Raw genomic sequence first — 17,234 nt, 5'->3', positions numbered from 1 at the left:
CTTGGCTGCAACGGCCCGGTGCTTCACTTCGCCGCCATTAGCCCCTTGTAGAGCGTGCCGAAATAATCGCCCTTGTTCCACACCGGCCGCTCGGGCGCGTCGGCGATCTCGCGCGCGATGGCATAGTTCACGCTGACGAAGCGCGGCCCCTGGCTCCAGTCGATGCCCTGGTCGATCTCGTCGCCGGGGCGGTGATAGCGGTGGCTCATGAAGTCCTGGACCGCCGCCTTGCCCGGCCCGGCCTGGCCCGGCCACAGGAAGACCGAGGGGATGCCCTTCTGCACGAAGCGGAAATGGTCGGAGCGCACGAAGATGCCTTCCTCCGGCATCGGATCGGGCGAGACGGGCAGGCCCATCGCCCCCACCGCCTTGCGCACGATCGGCCCCAGCGTCGAGCGGTCCGCGCCGAACACCACCATATCCTCGAACTTATAGGTCAGGATCGGCATGTCGAGATTGACGTCGGCCACGATCGACTTCAGCGGCACGGTCGGATGGTTAGCGAAATAATCCGATCCGACCAGCCCCTTCTCCTCCGCGGTCACCGCCAGGAACATCACGGTCCGCTTGGGCGGGGTGGTGGCGGTCTTGAACCGCTTGGCCTCCTCGATCAGGCTGGCGATGCCGATGGCGTTGTCCAGCGCACCATTGTTGATCCGGTCGCCGTCGCCACCCTCATTGGTGCCGATATGGTCGAGATGGGCGGACAGCACGACCACTTGGTCCTTCAGCTTGGGGTCGCTGCCTGGGATCAGACCGATGACGTTGCTGCTGTCCATCGGCTTGAAGCTGGTCTTGGACGCGACCGTCAGCTGGCCCGCTGCGACCAACGGCTTATAGGCGGGTTTGGTCGCGGCGGCGGCCTTCATGACCGCCTCCCAGCCCTTGCCGAACAGCTTGGCCGCGCCGGTCTGCGACAGGGTGCCGAGCACCGGGGTCGAGGGGGTCAGGGCGTGCGCGGTGCCGTCCGGGTTGGCCCAGGTCACGCGCGGCGCATTGTAATAGCGGGCCAGCGCCGAGAAGGGCCGCTGGCGGGGTCCGGCGCGCGGCATATCGATCTGGATCGCACCGACCGCGCCATGCGCCGCCGCCAACGAAGCCTTGTTGCCCGCCGATCCGAAAAAGGCACGCGCCTCGCCGTCCAGCCCCTCGGGCGTACCGGGGACGAAGGCGACAATCTTGCCGCGCACATCGACGCCCTTGTAATCGGTCAGGCCATAGGGCGCGGCGTCGATGCCATAACCGACAAAGACGACCGGCGCGCTGAGGCTGGTCTCCCGCTTGTCGGGCACGGCCGAGGGCACGAAATCCTCGCCGAAGACCAGTTCCTGCGGCTGGCCGCCCTTGGGCGTCCACAAGGCGCTGCCCTTGTCGGCGACGTTGTACGCGACGAGCGGCACCTTCTGCAGATAGCCGCCATCCTCTCCGCCGGGCCGCAAGCCCGCCGCATAGAATTGCGCGGCGACATATTGCGCGGCGATGTCATAGTCGCGCGTGCCCGCCTCGCGCCCGGCCATCGCGTCCGACGCCAGGAACATCACATGCGCCTTCATCGCGGCCTGGTCCTCGGGCAGCGCGGCGGTGACGATGGCATTGCGCTCGGCGGCGCTGCGCTGCGGGGCGGGCTTTGCCGCCGGAGCGGGGGCGGCGGCTTGGCCATGGTCGTGATCATGCGCGATGGCGGCAGTGGACAGGAGAAGCAGCGGCAACAGGGCCGTCATACGCGACATGCAGGACCTTTCGAGGAGATGGTGTGACATAGAGGTATCACGCCCCGACCTGCGATCAACCCCGCCCTTCACCCGCCCGCGTCGTTTTTCATGGGCCTGGGATGGCCGGACGGGCTATAGTCCCGTCATGGACATTCAGCGCAGCGCCGCCCAGCCCAGCATGACCCCTGCCGCTATCCGGCGCGAGGATTACAGCCCGCCCGCCTGGGCCGTGCCGCAGGTATCGCTCGACTTCACGCTCGACCCGTCCGACACCCGCGTGCGCGCCGCGCTGAGCGTCGAGCGGCACAGCCCGCATGACGAGCCGCTGCGGCTGGACGGTGCCGGGCAGACGCCGCTGTCGGTCAAGGTCGACGGCGCGCCGTTCCAGGACTGGCGGATCGAGGGCGAACAGCTGGTCATCGCGCTGCCCGGCGAGGCGCATCTGGTGGAGACCGAGGTCGTGATCGCCCCCGACCGCAATACCCAGCTGATGGGCCTCTACGCCTCGGGCGGCAATCTGTGCACCCAGTGCGAGGCGGAGGGGTTCCGCCGCATCACCTTCTTCCCCGACCGGCCCGATGTGCTGAGCGTCTACCGGGTGCGGATGACGGCGGACAAGGCGCGTTTCCCGGTGCTCCTCGCCAATGGCGATCCGGTGGCCAGCGGCGATAATGACGACGGCACCCACTGGGCCGAATGGCACGACCCCTTCCCCAAGCCGTCCTATCTCTTTGCGCTGGTAGCGGGCGATCTGGCGGTCAACGCCTCGACCTTCACGACGATGAGCGGGCGCGAGGTGCAACTCGGCATCTGGGTGCGCGCCGCCGATATCGCAAAGACCGACCATGCGCTCCACGCGCTCAAGCTGTCCATGGCGTGGGACGAGCGGGTCTATGGCCGTGAATATGACCTGGACGTGTTCAACATCGTCGCGGTCGACGATTTCAACTTCGGCGCGATGGAGAATAAGGGGCTGAACATCTTCAACAGCCGCTACATCCTGGCCGACCCCGACACCGCGACCGATTATGATTACGACGCGATCGCCGCCGTCGTCGCGCATGAATATTTCCACAACTGGTCGGGCAATCGGATCACCTGTCGCGACTGGTTCCAGCTGAGCCTCAAGGAAGGCTTCACCGTCTATCGCGACCAGTGTTTCTCCGCCGACCAGGGATCGGCCGCGGTCAAGCGGATCGAGGATGTACGCGGCCTGCGCGCCAGCCAATTCCCCGAGGATTCGGGGCCGCTCGCCCATCCGGTGCGCCCGGAAAGCTATATCGAGATCAGCAATTTCTACACGGCGACCATCTATAACAAGGGTGCCGAGCTGATCCGCATGATGGCGACGATGCTGGGCCCGGTGAAGTTTCGCGCCGCCACCGACCTGTATTTCGACCGGTTCGACGGGACGGCGGCGACCTGCGAGGATTTCGTCGCCTGCATGGAGGAGGCGGGCGGGATCGACCTGTCGCAATTCCGCCTGTGGTATAGCCAAGCGGGCACGCCGCGCGTCTCGGCGGGCCTGAGCCACGAGCCCGGCGGCGGCCGTGCCGAACTGCGCCTGGCCCAGCATGTCCCCGCCACGCCGGGCCAAAGCGTCAAGCAGCCGATGCTCCTTCCCCTGAAGGTCCGCTTGTTCGGGGCGGAGACCGGCCGGCCGCTGACCGAGGAGCGGCTGGTGCTGCTCGACCAGGTGGCCGAGACGATCACCTTCGAGGCCATTACCGAGCGCCCCGTCCTGTCGATCAATCGCGGCTTTTCCGCCCCCATCGTGGTCGAAAGCGACCGCACGGCGCAGGACCTCGCTTTCCTGTCGGCGCATGACGACGATCCCTTCGCCCGGTACGAGGCGATGCAGCAGCTGATGCTCGACACGCTGGTCGCGGGCACACTGCATGGCGAGATGAATGCCGATGCGGTGATCGATGCGGTCGCCCGCACGCTGGAGGCCGAGGGGCTGGAGCCCGCCTTCCTCGCCGAAGCCGTACTGCTGCCGTCGGAGAATTTTATCGGCGACCAGTTGGTGACGGTCGACCCGGACGCCATCCATGTCGCGCGCGAGGCATTGCGCCAGCGGCTGGGCCATGCGCTGGAGCCGGTGTGGCGGCGGCTCTATGCCGAGATGGCACAAGAGGCCTATGTCTATTCGCCCGATGCCAAGGGACGACGCCGCCTGCGCAACGTGGCGCTGGGCTATATCGCCGCCAGCGGCGCGCCCGACGCCGCCGCGCTGGCCTTTGCGCAGTTCGAGACGGCTGACAACATGACCGACCGACAGGCGGCGCTGACCACGCTGGTCAATTCGGACGCGCCCGAGCGGGAGGAGGCGCTGGCCCGCTTCCACGCGCGTTATGCCGACAATCCGTTGGTTCTGGACAAGTGGTTTCAGACCCAGGCGCTGTCGTCGCGCGGCGATACCGGCGCGGCGGTCGCGAAGCTGGCCGAGCATCCCGACTTCACCCTGGCCAATCCCAACCGCGCCCGTGCGGTTCTGGGGGCGTTCGGGATGAACCAGCGCGCGTTCAACGCGGCCGATGGTTCGGGCTATCGCTTTCTGGCCGACCAGTTGATCGCGCTCGACCGGCTGAACCCGCAGACGGCCGCCAAGCTGCTGCCGCCGCTGGGTCGCTGGCGTCGGTTCGATCCGAAGCGCTCCAAGCTGATGTGCGCCGAGCTGATCCGCATCGTCGGCACGCCCGGCCTGTCCAAGGACCTGTTCGAGCAGGCGTCCAAGAGCATCGAATAGCCCTATTCCTCCCCTGCAAGGGGTGGGGGACCAGCGAAGCTGGTGGAGGGGTATCACCATGTGCGAGGTCGGTCTTTCCTCTCCAACCGGGACACCCCTCCGTCATGGCTTCGCCATGCCACCTCCCCTTACAGGGGAGGAATGTTACGGGGCCTTGGCCTTTAAAAACCCTTCCATCGCGATCCAGCGGTAAAAGGCATCGAACCAGCCGGTGCTGGTCGTCGCCTTCGGATACATGCCGAAGCCGTGGCCGCCGCGCCCGTACAGGTGGAACTCGACCGGCTTCTTCGCGGCCATCCACTGGTCGATCAGTCCGAAGCCTTTCCCCGCGAACAGCGGATCGTCGGCCGCGATGGCCGCGAACATCGGCGGTGCGTCGGCGGGCACCGTCATCGGCTGAAGCGGGCCATAGATATCGCCGATAAAGGCGGGCTTGGCCTGCCCGTCGAGCACGGTCGCCACGGTCAGCATCGCACCCGCCGAAAAACCGACCATGCCGATGCGGTTCGGGTCGACCTTCCACTGCCCCGCCCGCTGGCGGACCAGCGCGAAGGCGGCACGGGCATCGCCGATCTGCGGCGCGAGGCCCTTCAACGCCGCCGCCGGATCGGGTCGCGCAGCGGGGCGCGCCACGCTGGAGAACATCGCAGTCATCGACTTTTCGAACGCGCCCATATCGGCGGGCGTCTGGTTCAGCCGGTATTTGAGCACGAATGCCGCGATCCCGCGATCGGCCAGCGCCTTGGCCACGTCCCAGCCCTCATTCTGCATCGACAGGGTGCGAAAGCCACCGCCCGGCGCGACGATGACGGCGGTTCCGGTCGCCTTGGCGGGGTCGGGCAGGAACGGCGTCAGCGTGGCTTCGGTCACGTTGCGCGCGAAGACGCTGTTATATTGGCTGTGCCAGCTTTCCTTGTTGGTCGCACCCGGCAAGGGACCGGTGTTTAGCGGGATGGCATTCGGCTGCGCGGGTATGGCGATCGGCGCCATCTTGTCGGCCTGCGCCATGGCGGGTCCGGCTACCGAGAGCGCTAGCAAGGCGGCCAGCGCATGGCTGGCCCAGCGATTGGACGTCATATCCTCTCCTGTCCTCCGTGGGTTATGTCCCTACGATTGGAGCAGGATGGTACGCCTTGCGGTGACCGACGCAAGCAAAAATGGTAAGGCTAACAGACAGAAGGCCCAAGAGAATCTCAGAATAACCGCCCGCCATTCGGCACGGCCAGGTCGGGTGCGATCAGCACCACCTGCCCCTCCGCATCGGGAAAGCCCAGCGTCAGCACCTCGGACATCATCGGCCCGATCTGGCGCGGTGGAAAATTGACCACCGCCGCCACCTGTCGCCCGACCAGCGTCTTGGGCGTATAATGCCGGGTGATCTGCGCCGAGGAGCGCTTGACCCCGATGACCTCGCCGAAATCGATGGTCAGCTTGATCGCGGGCTTGCGCGCTTCGGGGAAAGGCTCGGCGGCGATGACGGTGCCGACGCGGATATCGACCGCCAGGAAATCCTCGATCCCGATCCGCTCGGCGGGGGCGTCAGAAGTCGACATTGTCGTAATGCGACGGCGGCGTGACCATCTCCATCCGCTCGGACAGCAGAGGGCGGAAGGAGGGGCGGCTCTTCAGTCCGCGATACCAGCGCGCGGTCTGCTCATGCCCCTTCCAGTCGATACCACCGAGATAATCGGCGACCGAAATCTGCGCCGCCGCCGCCAGATCGGCCAGACTCATCGTCGCCCCGCCCAGCCAGTTGCGATGGTCGAGCAGATAATCGGTATAGTCGAGATGGCCGACCGCCGCCTTCATCGCCTCGCGCAGGCCCTTGGCATCGGGGCTGCCGGTACGCGCGACGCGCTTGACCATGCGCTCGTGGAGCAAGGGGCCGGTCACGTCCTGATAGAAATGCGTGTCGAACCACGTCACCAGCCGCCGGATTTCGGCGCGACCGACGGCGGTGCCGTTGATCATCGCCGACTTTTCGACCGTCTCCTCGAAAAACTCGCTGATCGCCATCGAGTCGACCAGCAGCACGCCGCGCTCCTCATCGACCATCACCGGGGTCTGGCCGGCGGGGTTCATGTCGAGAAACTCGTCACGCCGCTGCCACGGCGACTCGCGCACCAATTCATATCCGACACCCTTCTCGCCCAGCAGCAGCCGGACCTTGCGGGAAAAGGGACAGAGCGGGAATTGGTAGAGTTGCCACATGCCGCCCACTTAAGCGGGCGGAACGCACGACGCCAACCCCGCCGACAATGTTTTCACCCCTTACGACGCGCAGGGCGGCGCAACCGGCGCCATCCGAGCACGACACCGCTGATCGACAGCACCAGACCGGCCAGCGACCAAAGCCACATCCAGCCGGTCCAGACCCAAAAATGCGCGGTCAGCCACGGCCAATCCCAGGTGTGGAGCAGCGTATAGACCCAGCGATAGGCGCGCCGGGTACGGTCCTGCCGCTCGATCAGCGCACCGCTCATCGGATCGACATAGAGCCAGGTCGCCGCGGCATCGTCGAACCGCAATCGCCAGAGGGGCATCCGTGTCGCATCGGTCCAGTAGAAATCGGGCCGCGCCAGCCATTCCCGCGCCACCCGCCGTCCGTCCGGCACCAGTATCGCCGCGCGCAACGGATCGGCGGCCTGGGCGGGGGCCAGCGTCGCCTGCTCCAGCCAAAGCGGATGCGGCGAGGTGCGGTCGATCGCGATCCGGGCGAACCCGGCGTCCCCGCTCCACTCGACGCTGCGGGCATAGGGCGCGATCCGGGCCAGCCGGTCGAGATCGCGCGGCTCCCCTGCCCTCCCCGCATACTCCCGCATTGCCGTCGCCGGAGCCTCGCCCCCGGCAAAAGCATGCCCCGGATCGACCGACAGCCAGCCGCTGACGATCCAGGTCGTCAGCATCACGCCGCCCGCCAGCCCGCTGACATGATGCCAGAGCATCCATCCGCGATAGGGCGTCATCCGCCCGCCGCGATAGCGCCGCCTCCCCGCCCTAAGCCGTAATATTCCGATCCACAGACCCGTCAGCGCCACCGCGATGCACGGGCCCGCCACCCACATCACCGCCTGCCGCCAAGCCTCACGATCCCGACGCAGAATCGTCGGGTAGATCCAGTGGGGTACCGAGCCGAGCCAGTTCCAGAACCGCTGGCCCCGCGTCGTCCGCTGCACCGGCTGGCCGGTCTGGCTGGAGATGTAGAGTTCGGTCCCCGCCGCATCGGCCAGCGCGACCTTCCACAAGGGACGATGCCGGTCGAACCCGCCAGCCACCGTCCATTGGTCGTCGGCGATCCGCTCGACCTGGCTTACGGGCCCCGCAAACCGCGTGGCGACGCGTGTGGCCAGCGCGGCATCAACGGGGGCGACCGCTCCGCCCTCAGCCGACAGGATGCGGGTGTCGCCATCACGACTTTCGATCCGCCAGACCGGCGCGGCGTCACGCATCTCCAGCGTGATCCGCCGGGCGTCCGGCGCCACGGGCGCGTGGCGCACCCGCGCCCAGTCGATCGGTTGCGCCCCCGCCCATCTCTCCGCCGGTTTTAACGACGGGTAGGGCACGTACAGCATCACCAGCCCGCTCGCGAACCACATCGCCAGGAACAGGCAGGTGACGATCCCGACCCAGCGATGGGCGAGGAAGGCAAGCCGTAAGCCCGCCTTCCCCCAGGATCGGTCAGAACCCGGCACGAAGCGCCACATCCAGCGCACGCGGGCGACCCAATATCCATTGCTGGTCGCCATACGTCGTGACCGCATAGGCCTTGTCGAACAGGTTATAGACACGGACATCGACCGCCAGATGCGGCGTCAGCGCATAGGACAAGGTCGTGTCCACCGTCGCATAACCCGGGATGCGAAACGCACCGCCATTATCGGAGAAGCGCCGCCCGACATAACGCAGCCCGGCGCGCGCCTGCAATTTCGCCGAGGCATCCCAGCGCAGCCAGAGATTGGCCAGCGCCTCCGGTACGTTGGGCGGGGTGCGGCCTGTATAATCCACGCCGCCAGAGCGGAAATCGTCGAACCGCGCATCCAGCAACGTGCCGTTGGCGTCGATCCCGAAGCCCTGCGGCAGATCGAGCGTCACCGCCGCCTCGACGCCTTGCGACGAGCGCTGGCCGACCTGCTCGACGGGGCTCGCCAGGGTGCGTTGGGCGAGCAGCCCCGTCTTGACGATGCGATAGGCCGCCAGCGTCGCGGTGCCATGTCCGTTCGCGAACAGCCACTTGGCCCCCGCCTCGACCTGATGGCCGCGCGCGTTGCTATACTGGACCTGCCCGGTCGACACGGTGGTCAGCGTGCCCAGCGGATCGACGCCCGTGGCATATTGCGCATAAAGCGACAGGGTCGGCACCGGCTGATAGACCAGCCCCGCGCGCCACGTCGCATTGCGGAACGTCTTTTCCAGCACGAAGCGGTCGGGCGTGGCGACGGTCCAGCGGCGAACGGTGTCCACCTCGTATCGGACGCCGCCGACCACCGACCATTTCGGGCCGAGCGTCACCCGATCCTCGGCAAACACCGCCAGCGCGGTGGTGCGAGTGCGATAGCGCGGGGCGATTCCCTGAGTGTCGAGGAAGCGGCCGGGATCGAAGGCGAAGGGATCGACCGCATCGACCTGTTCGACCGAGCCGAAGTCATTCTCATGGGTGAAGCGGACCAGATTGGCGTCCAAGCCGACGACCAGCGCATTGGCGATGCCCGGCGCGAGTCCCGTGCGCCACGTCACGCTAGCCTGATCGCCCCATTGGGTCAGGTCGTGGCGGATGCCGTAATTGCTGCTCCGCCTAATGGTGCCGGGCATGCCCGTCGATCCGTTCGCGCAGACGCCGCTCGCAGCAACCCAGCAATAATTCTCCAGATTGCGCCAGAACCGGTCGCTGGTCAGCACATAGGCGATGTTGGACAGGCTGACCGCATTGCTCGGCGTCCAGTCGACCCGGATCGAGGCGCGGTCGTCGCGGAAGCGCATCCGCCCATCGCCGACATTATAGTTGCGATCCCGCACCCTCAGGTCGAGCCGCCCGTCGATCAGCGGTGTGCCGAAGTACGCCATGGGTCGCTGGTCACCATGATCGCCGCGCACCGTCACCGCCAGCGTCGAGGACGGCGTCCAGCGCAGCGTGCCCGACAGCGCGACGCTGTCCGAACTCCCCCGGTCGACATAGCCGTCCGACCGGCGATAGCTGGCATCCACCCGGTAACCCAGTGTCGGGGTCAGCGGCCCGCCCAGCCCGGCGGCGGCACGGACACTGTTTTGCCCGCCATAGCCGATCTCGGCCTGGCCATGGGCCTGCGCGGTGGGCGCGCGCATCACGACATTGACCGCGCCGCCCAGCGCGCCCTGCCCATAGAGAACCGAGGCGGGTCCGCCCAGCACGTCGATCCGCTCGACCATCCAGGGATCGGTCGGAAAGGTGATGGTCCCCGCCGCCGGGAACAGCCGAACGCCGTCGATCAGCTGCAGCACCGATCCCTGCCCCGAAAAGCCGCGCGCGGCGAGCGCCGTACCGCCATTGCCCGGATTGGCGACGCTCGACAGGCCGGGCGCGCGCGTCTCCGCCTCGACGATCGACAGGTCGCCGCGGGCGCGGATCGTCCCGCCATCCAGCGAGGCGATGCTCGCGGGCGTCTCCAGCGGGGTCAGGCCCAACCGGCTGCCGGTGGCATTGGGCGTGTCGAGCGCCTGTTTCTCCCGCGTGCCGATGACCAGCACGGTGGCGTCGCCGCCCTGCTCCCCAGCCCTTTGCGCCCTCGCGTCGGTTGCCCCCAGCAGAAGCGCCGCGCCACTCCACAGGCCGAGTTGGACCTGCCCGAATCGGTTACGATATATCATTTCATTGCCCATAGCGTCTTGTCGCGAACAAGCCGAGGCCTTCCGATCGTTGCCGAACGGCCGGATGCCCTGCGTGCGGCACGCCATTTTCCGCATTCCACAGGGCCACCCATGCGCCTCCGCCACTTATGGCGTCGCTCGTCGGAACAGACCTAGCCTCGACCATCCCCTGGACCGGGCATGAGCGACCTGACGCCGGCAGGTCTCCTGGCTCACGGGTCATCGCGGACGAATGCGCCTTCCCAGGTTGCCCCAGTGGCTGGATCGACCAGACGGTCGGTCCGTGCATCGCCGCTCACCGCTTACAGTTGCAGGGACAGCCGCGGATTCGGGCCAAGGCCCTCACCGTGTTCCCTTTTAATCCCCCTTGTCGGGGGAACCGGCGCGATCATATCACCGGATCATTCCGGCCTCGTATCGCTAGGCCGTCGCCATGGCGTGCGTCAAGCGAGATGAGGTCGCGGCAGGCTTGCGCTATGGAGGGCCGATGGCACGCAGGAACCGCTATCTGATCGCAACGATGCCTGACGGCTATGTGAAGACGATCGGCCCCACGTCACAGCCCTTCACCCATTATTGGCGGATCGTCGCCGATCTGGGCGGTGGTAAGACCGAAGTCTTCTGGGGCCATGCCAAGTCACGCAAGGCCGCGGTGGCGAACGATGCCGCCATGGCAGAAGCGGTGCGGCAGCGCGGCTGGATCGGATACCAATTCGAGATCGTCGAACTGGTCGAGGCGGATGCACCGCCGGATAAACCAAGATCCTCCCCGGTACGGGGAGAGGGACCGCCGCGAAGCGGGGGTGGAGGGGGGATTCGGTAAGGGGACGTACCTGGCGGCACGCCCCCTCCACCATGCTTCGCATGGTCCCCCTCCCCGTTCCGGGGAGGAATATCGCGGCCTTACTTCTTCGGCTTGTTCTCGCCCGAAGCGTCCGAAATCGCGGACCCGGCCGAGCGCAGGTCGCGGCCCGCGCCGTTCACGGTGTTGCAGGCCGACAGGGTCAGGACGGCGAACAGGGTGGCACCCAAAGCGATCTTCTTGGTCATGACGATCTCCTCGAAAAAGGGGGTGCGGCGGGCCCGATACGCCGACCCGCCGCGGGTACTCAGCGCAGACGACGGCGGCTGGCCGCCGTTGCGCCAAAGGCGGAGGCACCGGCGCCGACCAGCAGCGCGAGCACCAGGATGAACGAGGTCTTGGCCCCGGCCCCGGCGGCGGCATCGGCGGCCGACTTGGCGGTCTGGACGGTTTCGTTCTTGGTCTTCACGAAATCGGCCTTGGCCTGATTGACCTGGGCCTGGGCTTGGTCGCGGCTGATCTTGCGCTGGGCCGCGACGATATCGACCACCCGCGATTCAGCCTTCACGCCGTCCGCGCCACCGCGCGCCATGGCGGGCAGCTGCTTGGCGATTTCCTTCTGCGCCTGCTCGGGCGTCATCTGCGCCGGGTCGGCGGGGGTTTCGGTCAGATACTTGGCCGCTTCCTGCTGGATATCGTTCTGGTCGACACCCGCAACCTGTGCGACGCGCGGGGCCGCAGCCCCGACAGTCGAACCGGCGGCACCCGCCACCGCGCCGACCGTGCGGAATGCGCCGCCGATGATGCCGCCGACCGCCGAGGTCAGCAGATACAGCGTCAGGATCAGCGTGACGCCCCACACGACCAGGCCGTGGACCAGCGCGTCGAACTTCTCCGTCACCCCCGACACGCGCGCGGCCGCATAGCCACCCGCGCCCAGCGCTACCACCGTGGTGATCAGCCAATAGAGGCCCGCACCGATGCCAAAGCCCGTCGCGCCCGGCGTCGACCCCTGAACCGGGTCGACCATCGACAGGCCGATGCCGGTGCCAAGGATGCCCATCACCAGCTGGACCGCGACCGCGATCACCACACCGGCAAAGATCGCGCCCCACGAAATCCGGCGACCGGCGCGGATGATCGCGGTCTCTTCGGGCACGTAGCCGTGCGTTGCATGCGTAGCCATATTCACTCCTGTTCTTTCGATGTCCGGGCGGGCTCGGTCGAGGTCTTGCGACCGGCCGCCTCCTGTTGTTTTCGCCCCTGACGAATCTCGGCGTCGTCGCCGATCAGCTTGCCAATCGTCTCGCGCGCGGCGCCCTGGGCGCGGCGGACGCGATCGACCGGAACCTTGGATGTCTTGTCATTCATGCAGCGACCTCCCGGCGGCCCAGCACGCCCTCGCCGTCAAAGCCACGGGCATGGGCCCAGGCGGCAGCAGCGGTGCGCCGGTTCACACCGATCTTGGCGTAGATCCGCGCGACATGATTGCGCACGGTGTTGCCCGACACGCCCAGCGCCCGGGCGATGCTCTTGTCGTCCAGCCCGCGACAGATCAGACCCAGCACCTCGCGCTCGCGCGCGGTGAGGTCGTCCAGTCCCGCGCCGTCCGGCTCCGCCTTCGGCGCGCGCAGCCGGGCCAGCTTGTCCATGATCGACCGGCTGAACCAGCTGGTGTCCTTCATCACCGCATCGATCGCCTCGACCAGCTCCAGCTCGGTGGCCTTGCGCTGGGTGATGTCCTGGAACGCCCACAGCACACAGGCATCGTCGCCCAGCGTAATGAGTTCGGTCGACACCAGACAGTCGCTCAGGCCGCCGTCCTTGGCGACGATCCGCGCCTCGAAGCCGCGCAGGTCGCGCCCCTCGTCGATCGCCGCCTCGATCTCGCTCCGCGTGGCATCGCTGGCCCATAGCCCGACATCGGCCAGCGAACGGCCGATGATCTCGGCAGTGCCATAGCCGGTCAGCGCGGCGAAGCTCGCATTGACCTCGCACAGCACATGCCCGTCGCGCGCGCCGATCGCCATCGGCACCGGCGCCATCTGGAAGGTGCGGGTGAATCGCTCTTCGCTATGGCGCAGCGCGGACTCCGCCTTCCGACGTGGCTCCAGATCGGCGAAGGTGAACAACATGCAGGGCTGATCCCCCATGTCGATCGGCTGTCCTGCCACGATGACCAACTTGGTCCCGCCACCGGGCAACGCCAGCTCTGCCTCCATCTGCGGAATGGTTCGCCCTTCCGCCAGCCGTTCCTTGGCCAGTTCCTGCCGCTCGGCCCCGCGCAGCACGTCGATGTCATAGACGGTGCGGCACAGCACCTGATCACGCGGGAAGCCCGTCATCTCGACAAAACCCTGATTGACCTTGACGAAGCGCAGATCAGCCAGGCGACAGATGATCGCGGGTGCGGGGTTGGCGTTGAACGACTGCTCGAACCGATCTTCAGCCTCATAGCGCGCGGTGACGTCCTGGATGACCAGGACGACGCACGCCGGCTCACCATCATCACGGTCGTTGAGTACGAGGCTGCGCACCTGATGGACCCAGCGCGGCTGCGCCTCGCCCGCGACAATCACCTCGACCACGACCTCGGAAAAGCGCTCGCCCGCCGCGACCCGCTCGACCGGATAGTCATCGGCCTCCAACCGATGGTTGTTGCGGTAACGCAGCTGGAATCGGCCCCGATACTCGTCGACCGTCCGGCCGAGCTGCTCCAGACGCTCGACCCCGTGCATGGTCAGCGCGGCGTCGTTCGCCCAGAGCAGGCTCTGGTCGGGGTCGATCAGGATCACCCCCTCGTCCAGCCCCGCGACGATCTGTCGCAAGTGCCGGAGGTCGACGGTATCCCGCAAAGAGGCAAGCGAGGGGGCCAAGGCGCGTGCCTCAGTTCTGGCGCCCGTGGACCAGTGCGGCCAAAGCATAGCCGCCCAACGCCGCGACGACCGCCCAGACGACGCCGTTATTGCCGTTGTTGGCGCGAACCGCCTCTGCGGCCTTGCCCGATCCGCGACGTGCGGCGGCGAGCGAACGATCGGCGGCATCGCCGATCCGCTCGCGTGCTTCCTCGATCAGGCTGGGGGTCGCATCGGCGACCTCGCCCGCAACCGACTGGGCGCGGCCGAACAGATGCTCGGCGCTGCCCGCGACCTGATCGGTGACACCCGCCACTTTCCAGTCACGGCTGTCGACCATGTCGCCGATCGCCTTTTCCACCTTGCCGCCCAGATGGCGCGCATTGCCGTGCAGTTCATGCTTGTTCATCGTTCGTCTCCGAATGGAAAAAAAGAAGATCGATCGCGGGATCAGGGCGCGACGCCGCAACCGGCGGCGGCCTTGCCGACCTCCAGCGCGACGCGCGGGTCCTTGATCTCGCCTGCGACCCGGATCAGGTCGCCAACCGTCAGCTGCGACGGATTGGGGTCGTCGCGACGATACGCCGCGGCGGCATTGCCCAACTGCTGCAACTGGCCGAGCGACAGGTTGCGCTCCAGCCGCTGGCCAACACAGGTCGAGCGCTGGCTGTCCAAGCCATAGCGCTCCAGTCCGGTGGCGATGCGCGTCGAAGGCGGCGTGCAGGCGACCGCCGCCAAAGCCATGCCGATGCTTGCGACGATTTTGACCACCGGTGTCTCCCGTAGGACCGGCGGCGAAAATGCGACCGATCTGGCCGGGTACAACCTATGATAAGTTAAGCTGTTCCTGGTATTTTTGCGCGCAATGCTAGGTAGGCTTATACCCATTCCGCCGTGGAATCCTGGGAAATGCGGGCATCCGACGGGCGACGTAGGTGGATGATCGGCAAAATTCAGGTGCAAAAGCACCCCCCTTTGCGCTCCGCCGGTCGTACATCACCAATGGCCATTCAGCGCCATCCCTTGTTGAACGTTATATTATTTCATGCCATTTCCGCGCTGCGGTCGGCTGGCCGACGCATTACCGATAGCTTTGGAGTCCCGCCTGATGGCGAGCATTATGACGGCCCCCATCCGTCCCCTGTCCATGACCAAGCCCACCGTTCGCGCCAGCACGCGGCTGGCCAGCATCGATGCGCTGCGGGGTTTCGTCATGCTGTTGATGCTGCTCGACCATGTGCGCGAGACATTCCTGCTCTGGGTGCCGGTCGCCGATCCGGTCGACGCAACGACCACCGATCCCGCTTATTTCTTCACTCGCCTGACCAGCACCTTGTGCGCTCCCGTCTTCGTCGCTCTGACCGGGCTCAGCGCCTATCTCTACTCGCAAAGGCACAGCAGGAACCAGACCAGCGCCTTCCTCCTCAAGCGGGGCGCATTCCTGATCCTGCTCGAACTGACGCTCGTCAATTTCGTCTGGCGCGCGCAATTCCCACCGACGATCCTGTATCTCCAGGTCATCTGGGCGATCGGCCTGAGCATGATCGTGCTCGCCACGCTGATCCACCTGCCGCACAAGGTGGTCGCCGCGATCGGCATCGGCATCGTCGCCGGACATAATCTCCTCGATCCCGTGACTGTAGCGGAAGGACATCCGCTGCATCTCGTCTGGTCGTTGCTGCATGACCGCGCGATGGTGACGATCCAAGGATTTCCGGTCCGCTTCAGCTATCCCGTGCTGCCGTGGTTCGGCGTGATCGCTCTGGGCTGGACCGTCGGGCCATGGTTCGCCAGCGGCGATGGCGCCACGCGGCGCAATCGGCTGGTGCGGACCGGCGCGCTGCTACTCGTCGGTTTTATCCTGCTGCGCGCGCTCAACATCTATGGCGACGCCCCCTGGTTCGTGGTCCCAGACGCGCCTTTGCTTACGATCATGAGCGCCTTGGCTCTGACCAAATACCCGCCGTCCCTGCTGTTCCTGATGTCGACGCTGGGCGTGGGCCTGTTGCTGCTGGCGCTGTTCGAGCGGGTGGAGGGCACACGGGCGATCGGCTGGCTGGCGGTCTTCGGCGGTGCACCGATGTTCTTCTACCTCTTTCACCTCTATATCCTGCGCGGCCTGTACCTGCTCGGCCTTGCCCTTTGGGGCACCAATCATGGCACGGTCTTCGGCCTGCCCTCGATGCCCTGGATATGGGGGCTGTGGATCGCGCTGATCGTACCGCTTTATTTTCCCACGCGCTGGTTCGCCGGGCTCAAGCAGCGGCGCAAGGATATTGGCTGGCTCAAATATTTTTGAATGGCGTCCAGAGCGGACGAGGGCGACCAATGAGGCAACCTGTCTCCGCCCAGCAGGATAACGCGGACGACTTATGACTTCGCCTTGGTCATTCCTGTGCCTGCCCTCGGATCACATCGCGAAGGAAGGCGGGCGTTGACGGAAAGCGATGAGATGCTTGGCCAAGCCGATGGTCAGGACGGTTTTACGCGGGACGGCCTCTTGCTCCCCCGAAAGAATGCTCTCCGCATCTCCAACCCGCTAAGCCGGATCGACAGTCAATGTAGCCGGATCATGGCTCCGGCGAGATGGGGAAAGCTTTCGCAGTGGATGACGCGGCGATCGTAGCGGGTGGCGAAGCGTCCGAAATGCTTGAGGCGGCTAAAGCATCGCTCGATCTGGTTGCGATGCTTTTAGATGGCGACATGATGGAGGATGGCAACTTGCGGCGGCGCTGGGACGAGATCACCGCCGCGGCATTCATACCTGCGATCCAGTCACGCAAATCGTTGCCGTCATCGACTTTGGCCGCCGGCACTGCCCCGGCCTGCGGGCCATCGAGCAGATTGGAGGCGGAGGCAATGTCGCTGGCTTGCCCCGCTGTGATGAGCAGTCGCAAAGGCCGACCGAACGTTTCGGCAGACATGTGAATCTTGGTCGTTAGTCTGCCTCGGGAAAGCTGCAGCACCTGATCCTTGCCCCCCTTCTTCGGGCGCCGCCTGCTGGTGCACGCGGACGATGGTGCTGTCGATCATCAGATACTGATTGTCGCGAACTATGATTGCCATCGCAGGTATTGAAGCAGCGATGCTCGAATACCACGTAGAGATACCCGCCGGAGTGCCAATCGCCGTCTTGGCATCTAAAGGTTTAGACTGTGACACGATGGAAGCCCGCGCCCCTCGAGGCTAAACCAGGAGGGGCAAACACAAAAATCCGCCTCGGTTGATTCCGGGGCGGTTGCGGTGGGGTGTGGGAATGGTTGCGGGGGCAGGAT

The 17,234-nt window shown here is 66.2% G+C and carries 16 protein-coding genes and 1 riboswitch; of the genes, 3 read left to right on the top strand and 13 right to left on the bottom strand.

Translation table 11 applies throughout. The annotated features are described in order from the left end of the window. Positions 1-23 precede the first annotated feature (23 nt). A complete protein-coding gene (locus SB4_RS03765) occupies positions 24-1,730 on the bottom strand; it encodes a M28 family metallopeptidase (RefSeq protein ID WP_082669939.1) in 1,707 nt (568 codons plus the stop codon). A gap of 127 nt (positions 1,731-1,857) precedes the next feature. On the opposite strand from SB4_RS03765, the gene pepN reads away from it, so the two are divergent. Beyond that, positions 1,858-4,461: an aminopeptidase N gene (gene pepN, locus SB4_RS03760; RefSeq protein WP_058751472.1), complete on the top strand. Its 2,604-nt coding sequence runs from the start codon at positions 1,858-1,860 to the stop codon at positions 4,459-4,461. A gap of 144 nt (positions 4,462-4,605) precedes the next feature. Here pepN and SB4_RS03755 read toward each other — a convergent pair whose 3' ends face one another. The 5 genes from SB4_RS03755 to SB4_RS03735 all read right to left on the bottom strand — a co-directional run bounded on the left by SB4_RS03755 (position 4,606) and on the right by SB4_RS03735 (position 10,302). After that, positions 4,606-5,538, bottom strand: a complete 933-nt coding sequence (locus tag SB4_RS03755; RefSeq protein WP_058751471.1) for an alpha/beta hydrolase — start codon at positions 5,536-5,538, stop codon at positions 4,606-4,608. Positions 5,539-5,654: 116 nt separating this feature from the next. Next, positions 5,655-6,014, bottom strand: a complete 360-nt coding sequence (locus SB4_RS03750; protein WP_058751470.1) for a tRNA-binding protein — start codon at positions 6,012-6,014, stop codon at positions 5,655-5,657. After that, positions 6,001-6,672 (bottom strand): glutathione S-transferase family protein, encoded by a 672-nt coding sequence (locus tag SB4_RS03745; protein WP_007405605.1) that lies wholly within the window; start codon positions 6,670-6,672, stop codon positions 6,001-6,003. Before SB4_RS03745 ends, SB4_RS03750 begins: the two co-directional genes overlap by 14 nt. Positions 6,673-6,725: 53 nt before the next feature. Then, a complete protein-coding gene (locus SB4_RS03740) occupies positions 6,726-8,207 on the bottom strand; it encodes a PepSY domain-containing protein (protein WP_241488465.1) in 1,482 nt (493 codons plus the stop codon). Continuing rightward, the gene (locus tag SB4_RS03735; protein WP_058751486.1) at positions 8,140-10,302 is read right to left on the bottom strand and encodes a TonB-dependent receptor; all 2,163 of its coding nucleotides are present in this window, start codon (positions 10,300-10,302) and stop codon (positions 8,140-8,142) included. The genes SB4_RS03740 and SB4_RS03735 overlap by 68 nt, the downstream gene beginning before the upstream one ends. 180 nt (positions 10,303-10,482) lie before the next feature. Next, a riboswitch (cobalamin riboswitch) is annotated at positions 10,483-10,701 on the bottom strand. An 88-nt stretch (positions 10,702-10,789) separates the two neighbouring features. On the opposite strand from SB4_RS03735, the gene SB4_RS03730 reads away from it, so the two are divergent. Then, entirely contained in the window at positions 10,790-11,125 is a 336-nt protein-coding gene (locus SB4_RS03730; protein ID WP_241488464.1) for a hypothetical protein, read from the top strand. Positions 11,126-11,205: 80 nt separating this feature from the next. Here SB4_RS03730 and SB4_RS18795 read toward each other — a convergent pair whose 3' ends face one another. Genes SB4_RS18795 through SB4_RS03705 form a run of 6 tightly spaced genes read right to left on the bottom strand, consistent with a single transcriptional unit; the run spans position 11,206 to position 14,730 of the window. Continuing rightward, the gene (locus SB4_RS18795; RefSeq protein ID WP_082669938.1) at positions 11,206-11,352 is read right to left on the bottom strand and encodes an entericidin A/B family lipoprotein; all 147 of its coding nucleotides are present in this window, start codon (positions 11,350-11,352) and stop codon (positions 11,206-11,208) included. A gap of 59 nt (positions 11,353-11,411) precedes the next feature. Next, entirely contained in the window at positions 11,412-12,290 is an 879-nt protein-coding gene (locus tag SB4_RS03725; RefSeq protein WP_058751469.1) for a hypothetical protein, read from the bottom strand. A 2-nt stretch (positions 12,291-12,292) separates the two neighbouring features. Beyond that, positions 12,293-12,475: a hypothetical protein gene (locus SB4_RS03720; RefSeq protein WP_058751468.1), complete on the bottom strand. Its 183-nt coding sequence runs from the start codon at positions 12,473-12,475 to the stop codon at positions 12,293-12,295. Next, positions 12,472-14,028 carry a PAS domain S-box protein gene (locus SB4_RS03715; RefSeq protein ID WP_058751467.1) on the bottom strand — a complete coding sequence of 519 codons (1,557 nt, stop codon included), beginning with the start codon at positions 14,026-14,028 and terminating at the stop codon, positions 12,472-12,474. The genes SB4_RS03720 and SB4_RS03715 overlap by 4 nt, the downstream gene beginning before the upstream one ends. Further along, positions 13,991-14,368 (bottom strand): CsbD family protein, encoded by a 378-nt coding sequence (locus SB4_RS03710; protein ID WP_058751466.1) that lies wholly within the window; start codon positions 14,366-14,368, stop codon positions 13,991-13,993. Before SB4_RS03710 ends, SB4_RS03715 begins: the two co-directional genes overlap by 38 nt. A gap of 41 nt (positions 14,369-14,409) precedes the next feature. Continuing rightward, the gene (locus tag SB4_RS03705) at positions 14,410-14,730 is read right to left on the bottom strand and encodes a hypothetical protein (RefSeq protein WP_241488463.1); all 321 of its coding nucleotides are present in this window, start codon (positions 14,728-14,730) and stop codon (positions 14,410-14,412) included. A gap of 349 nt (positions 14,731-15,079) precedes the next feature. Here SB4_RS03705 and SB4_RS03700 point away from each other — a divergent pair, with 349 nt between their 5' ends. Then, positions 15,080-16,258 (top strand): acetyltransferase domain-containing protein, encoded by a 1,179-nt coding sequence (locus SB4_RS03700; protein WP_206597982.1) that lies wholly within the window; start codon positions 15,080-15,082, stop codon positions 16,256-16,258. 271 nt (positions 16,259-16,529) lie between these two features. Here SB4_RS03700 and SB4_RS20580 read toward each other — a convergent pair whose 3' ends face one another. Continuing rightward, positions 16,530-16,925 (bottom strand): hypothetical protein, encoded by a 396-nt coding sequence (locus tag SB4_RS20580; RefSeq protein WP_193753728.1) that lies wholly within the window; start codon positions 16,923-16,925, stop codon positions 16,530-16,532. Between the last annotated feature and the right edge of the window lie 309 nt (positions 16,926-17,234).

The organism is Sphingomonas sanguinis, assembly GCF_001476905.1.
In the GTDB taxonomy this organism is placed as follows: domain Bacteria; phylum Pseudomonadota; class Alphaproteobacteria; order Sphingomonadales; family Sphingomonadaceae; genus Sphingomonas; species Sphingomonas sanguinis_B.
This window is presented reverse-complemented; position numbering and strand designations above follow the sequence as displayed.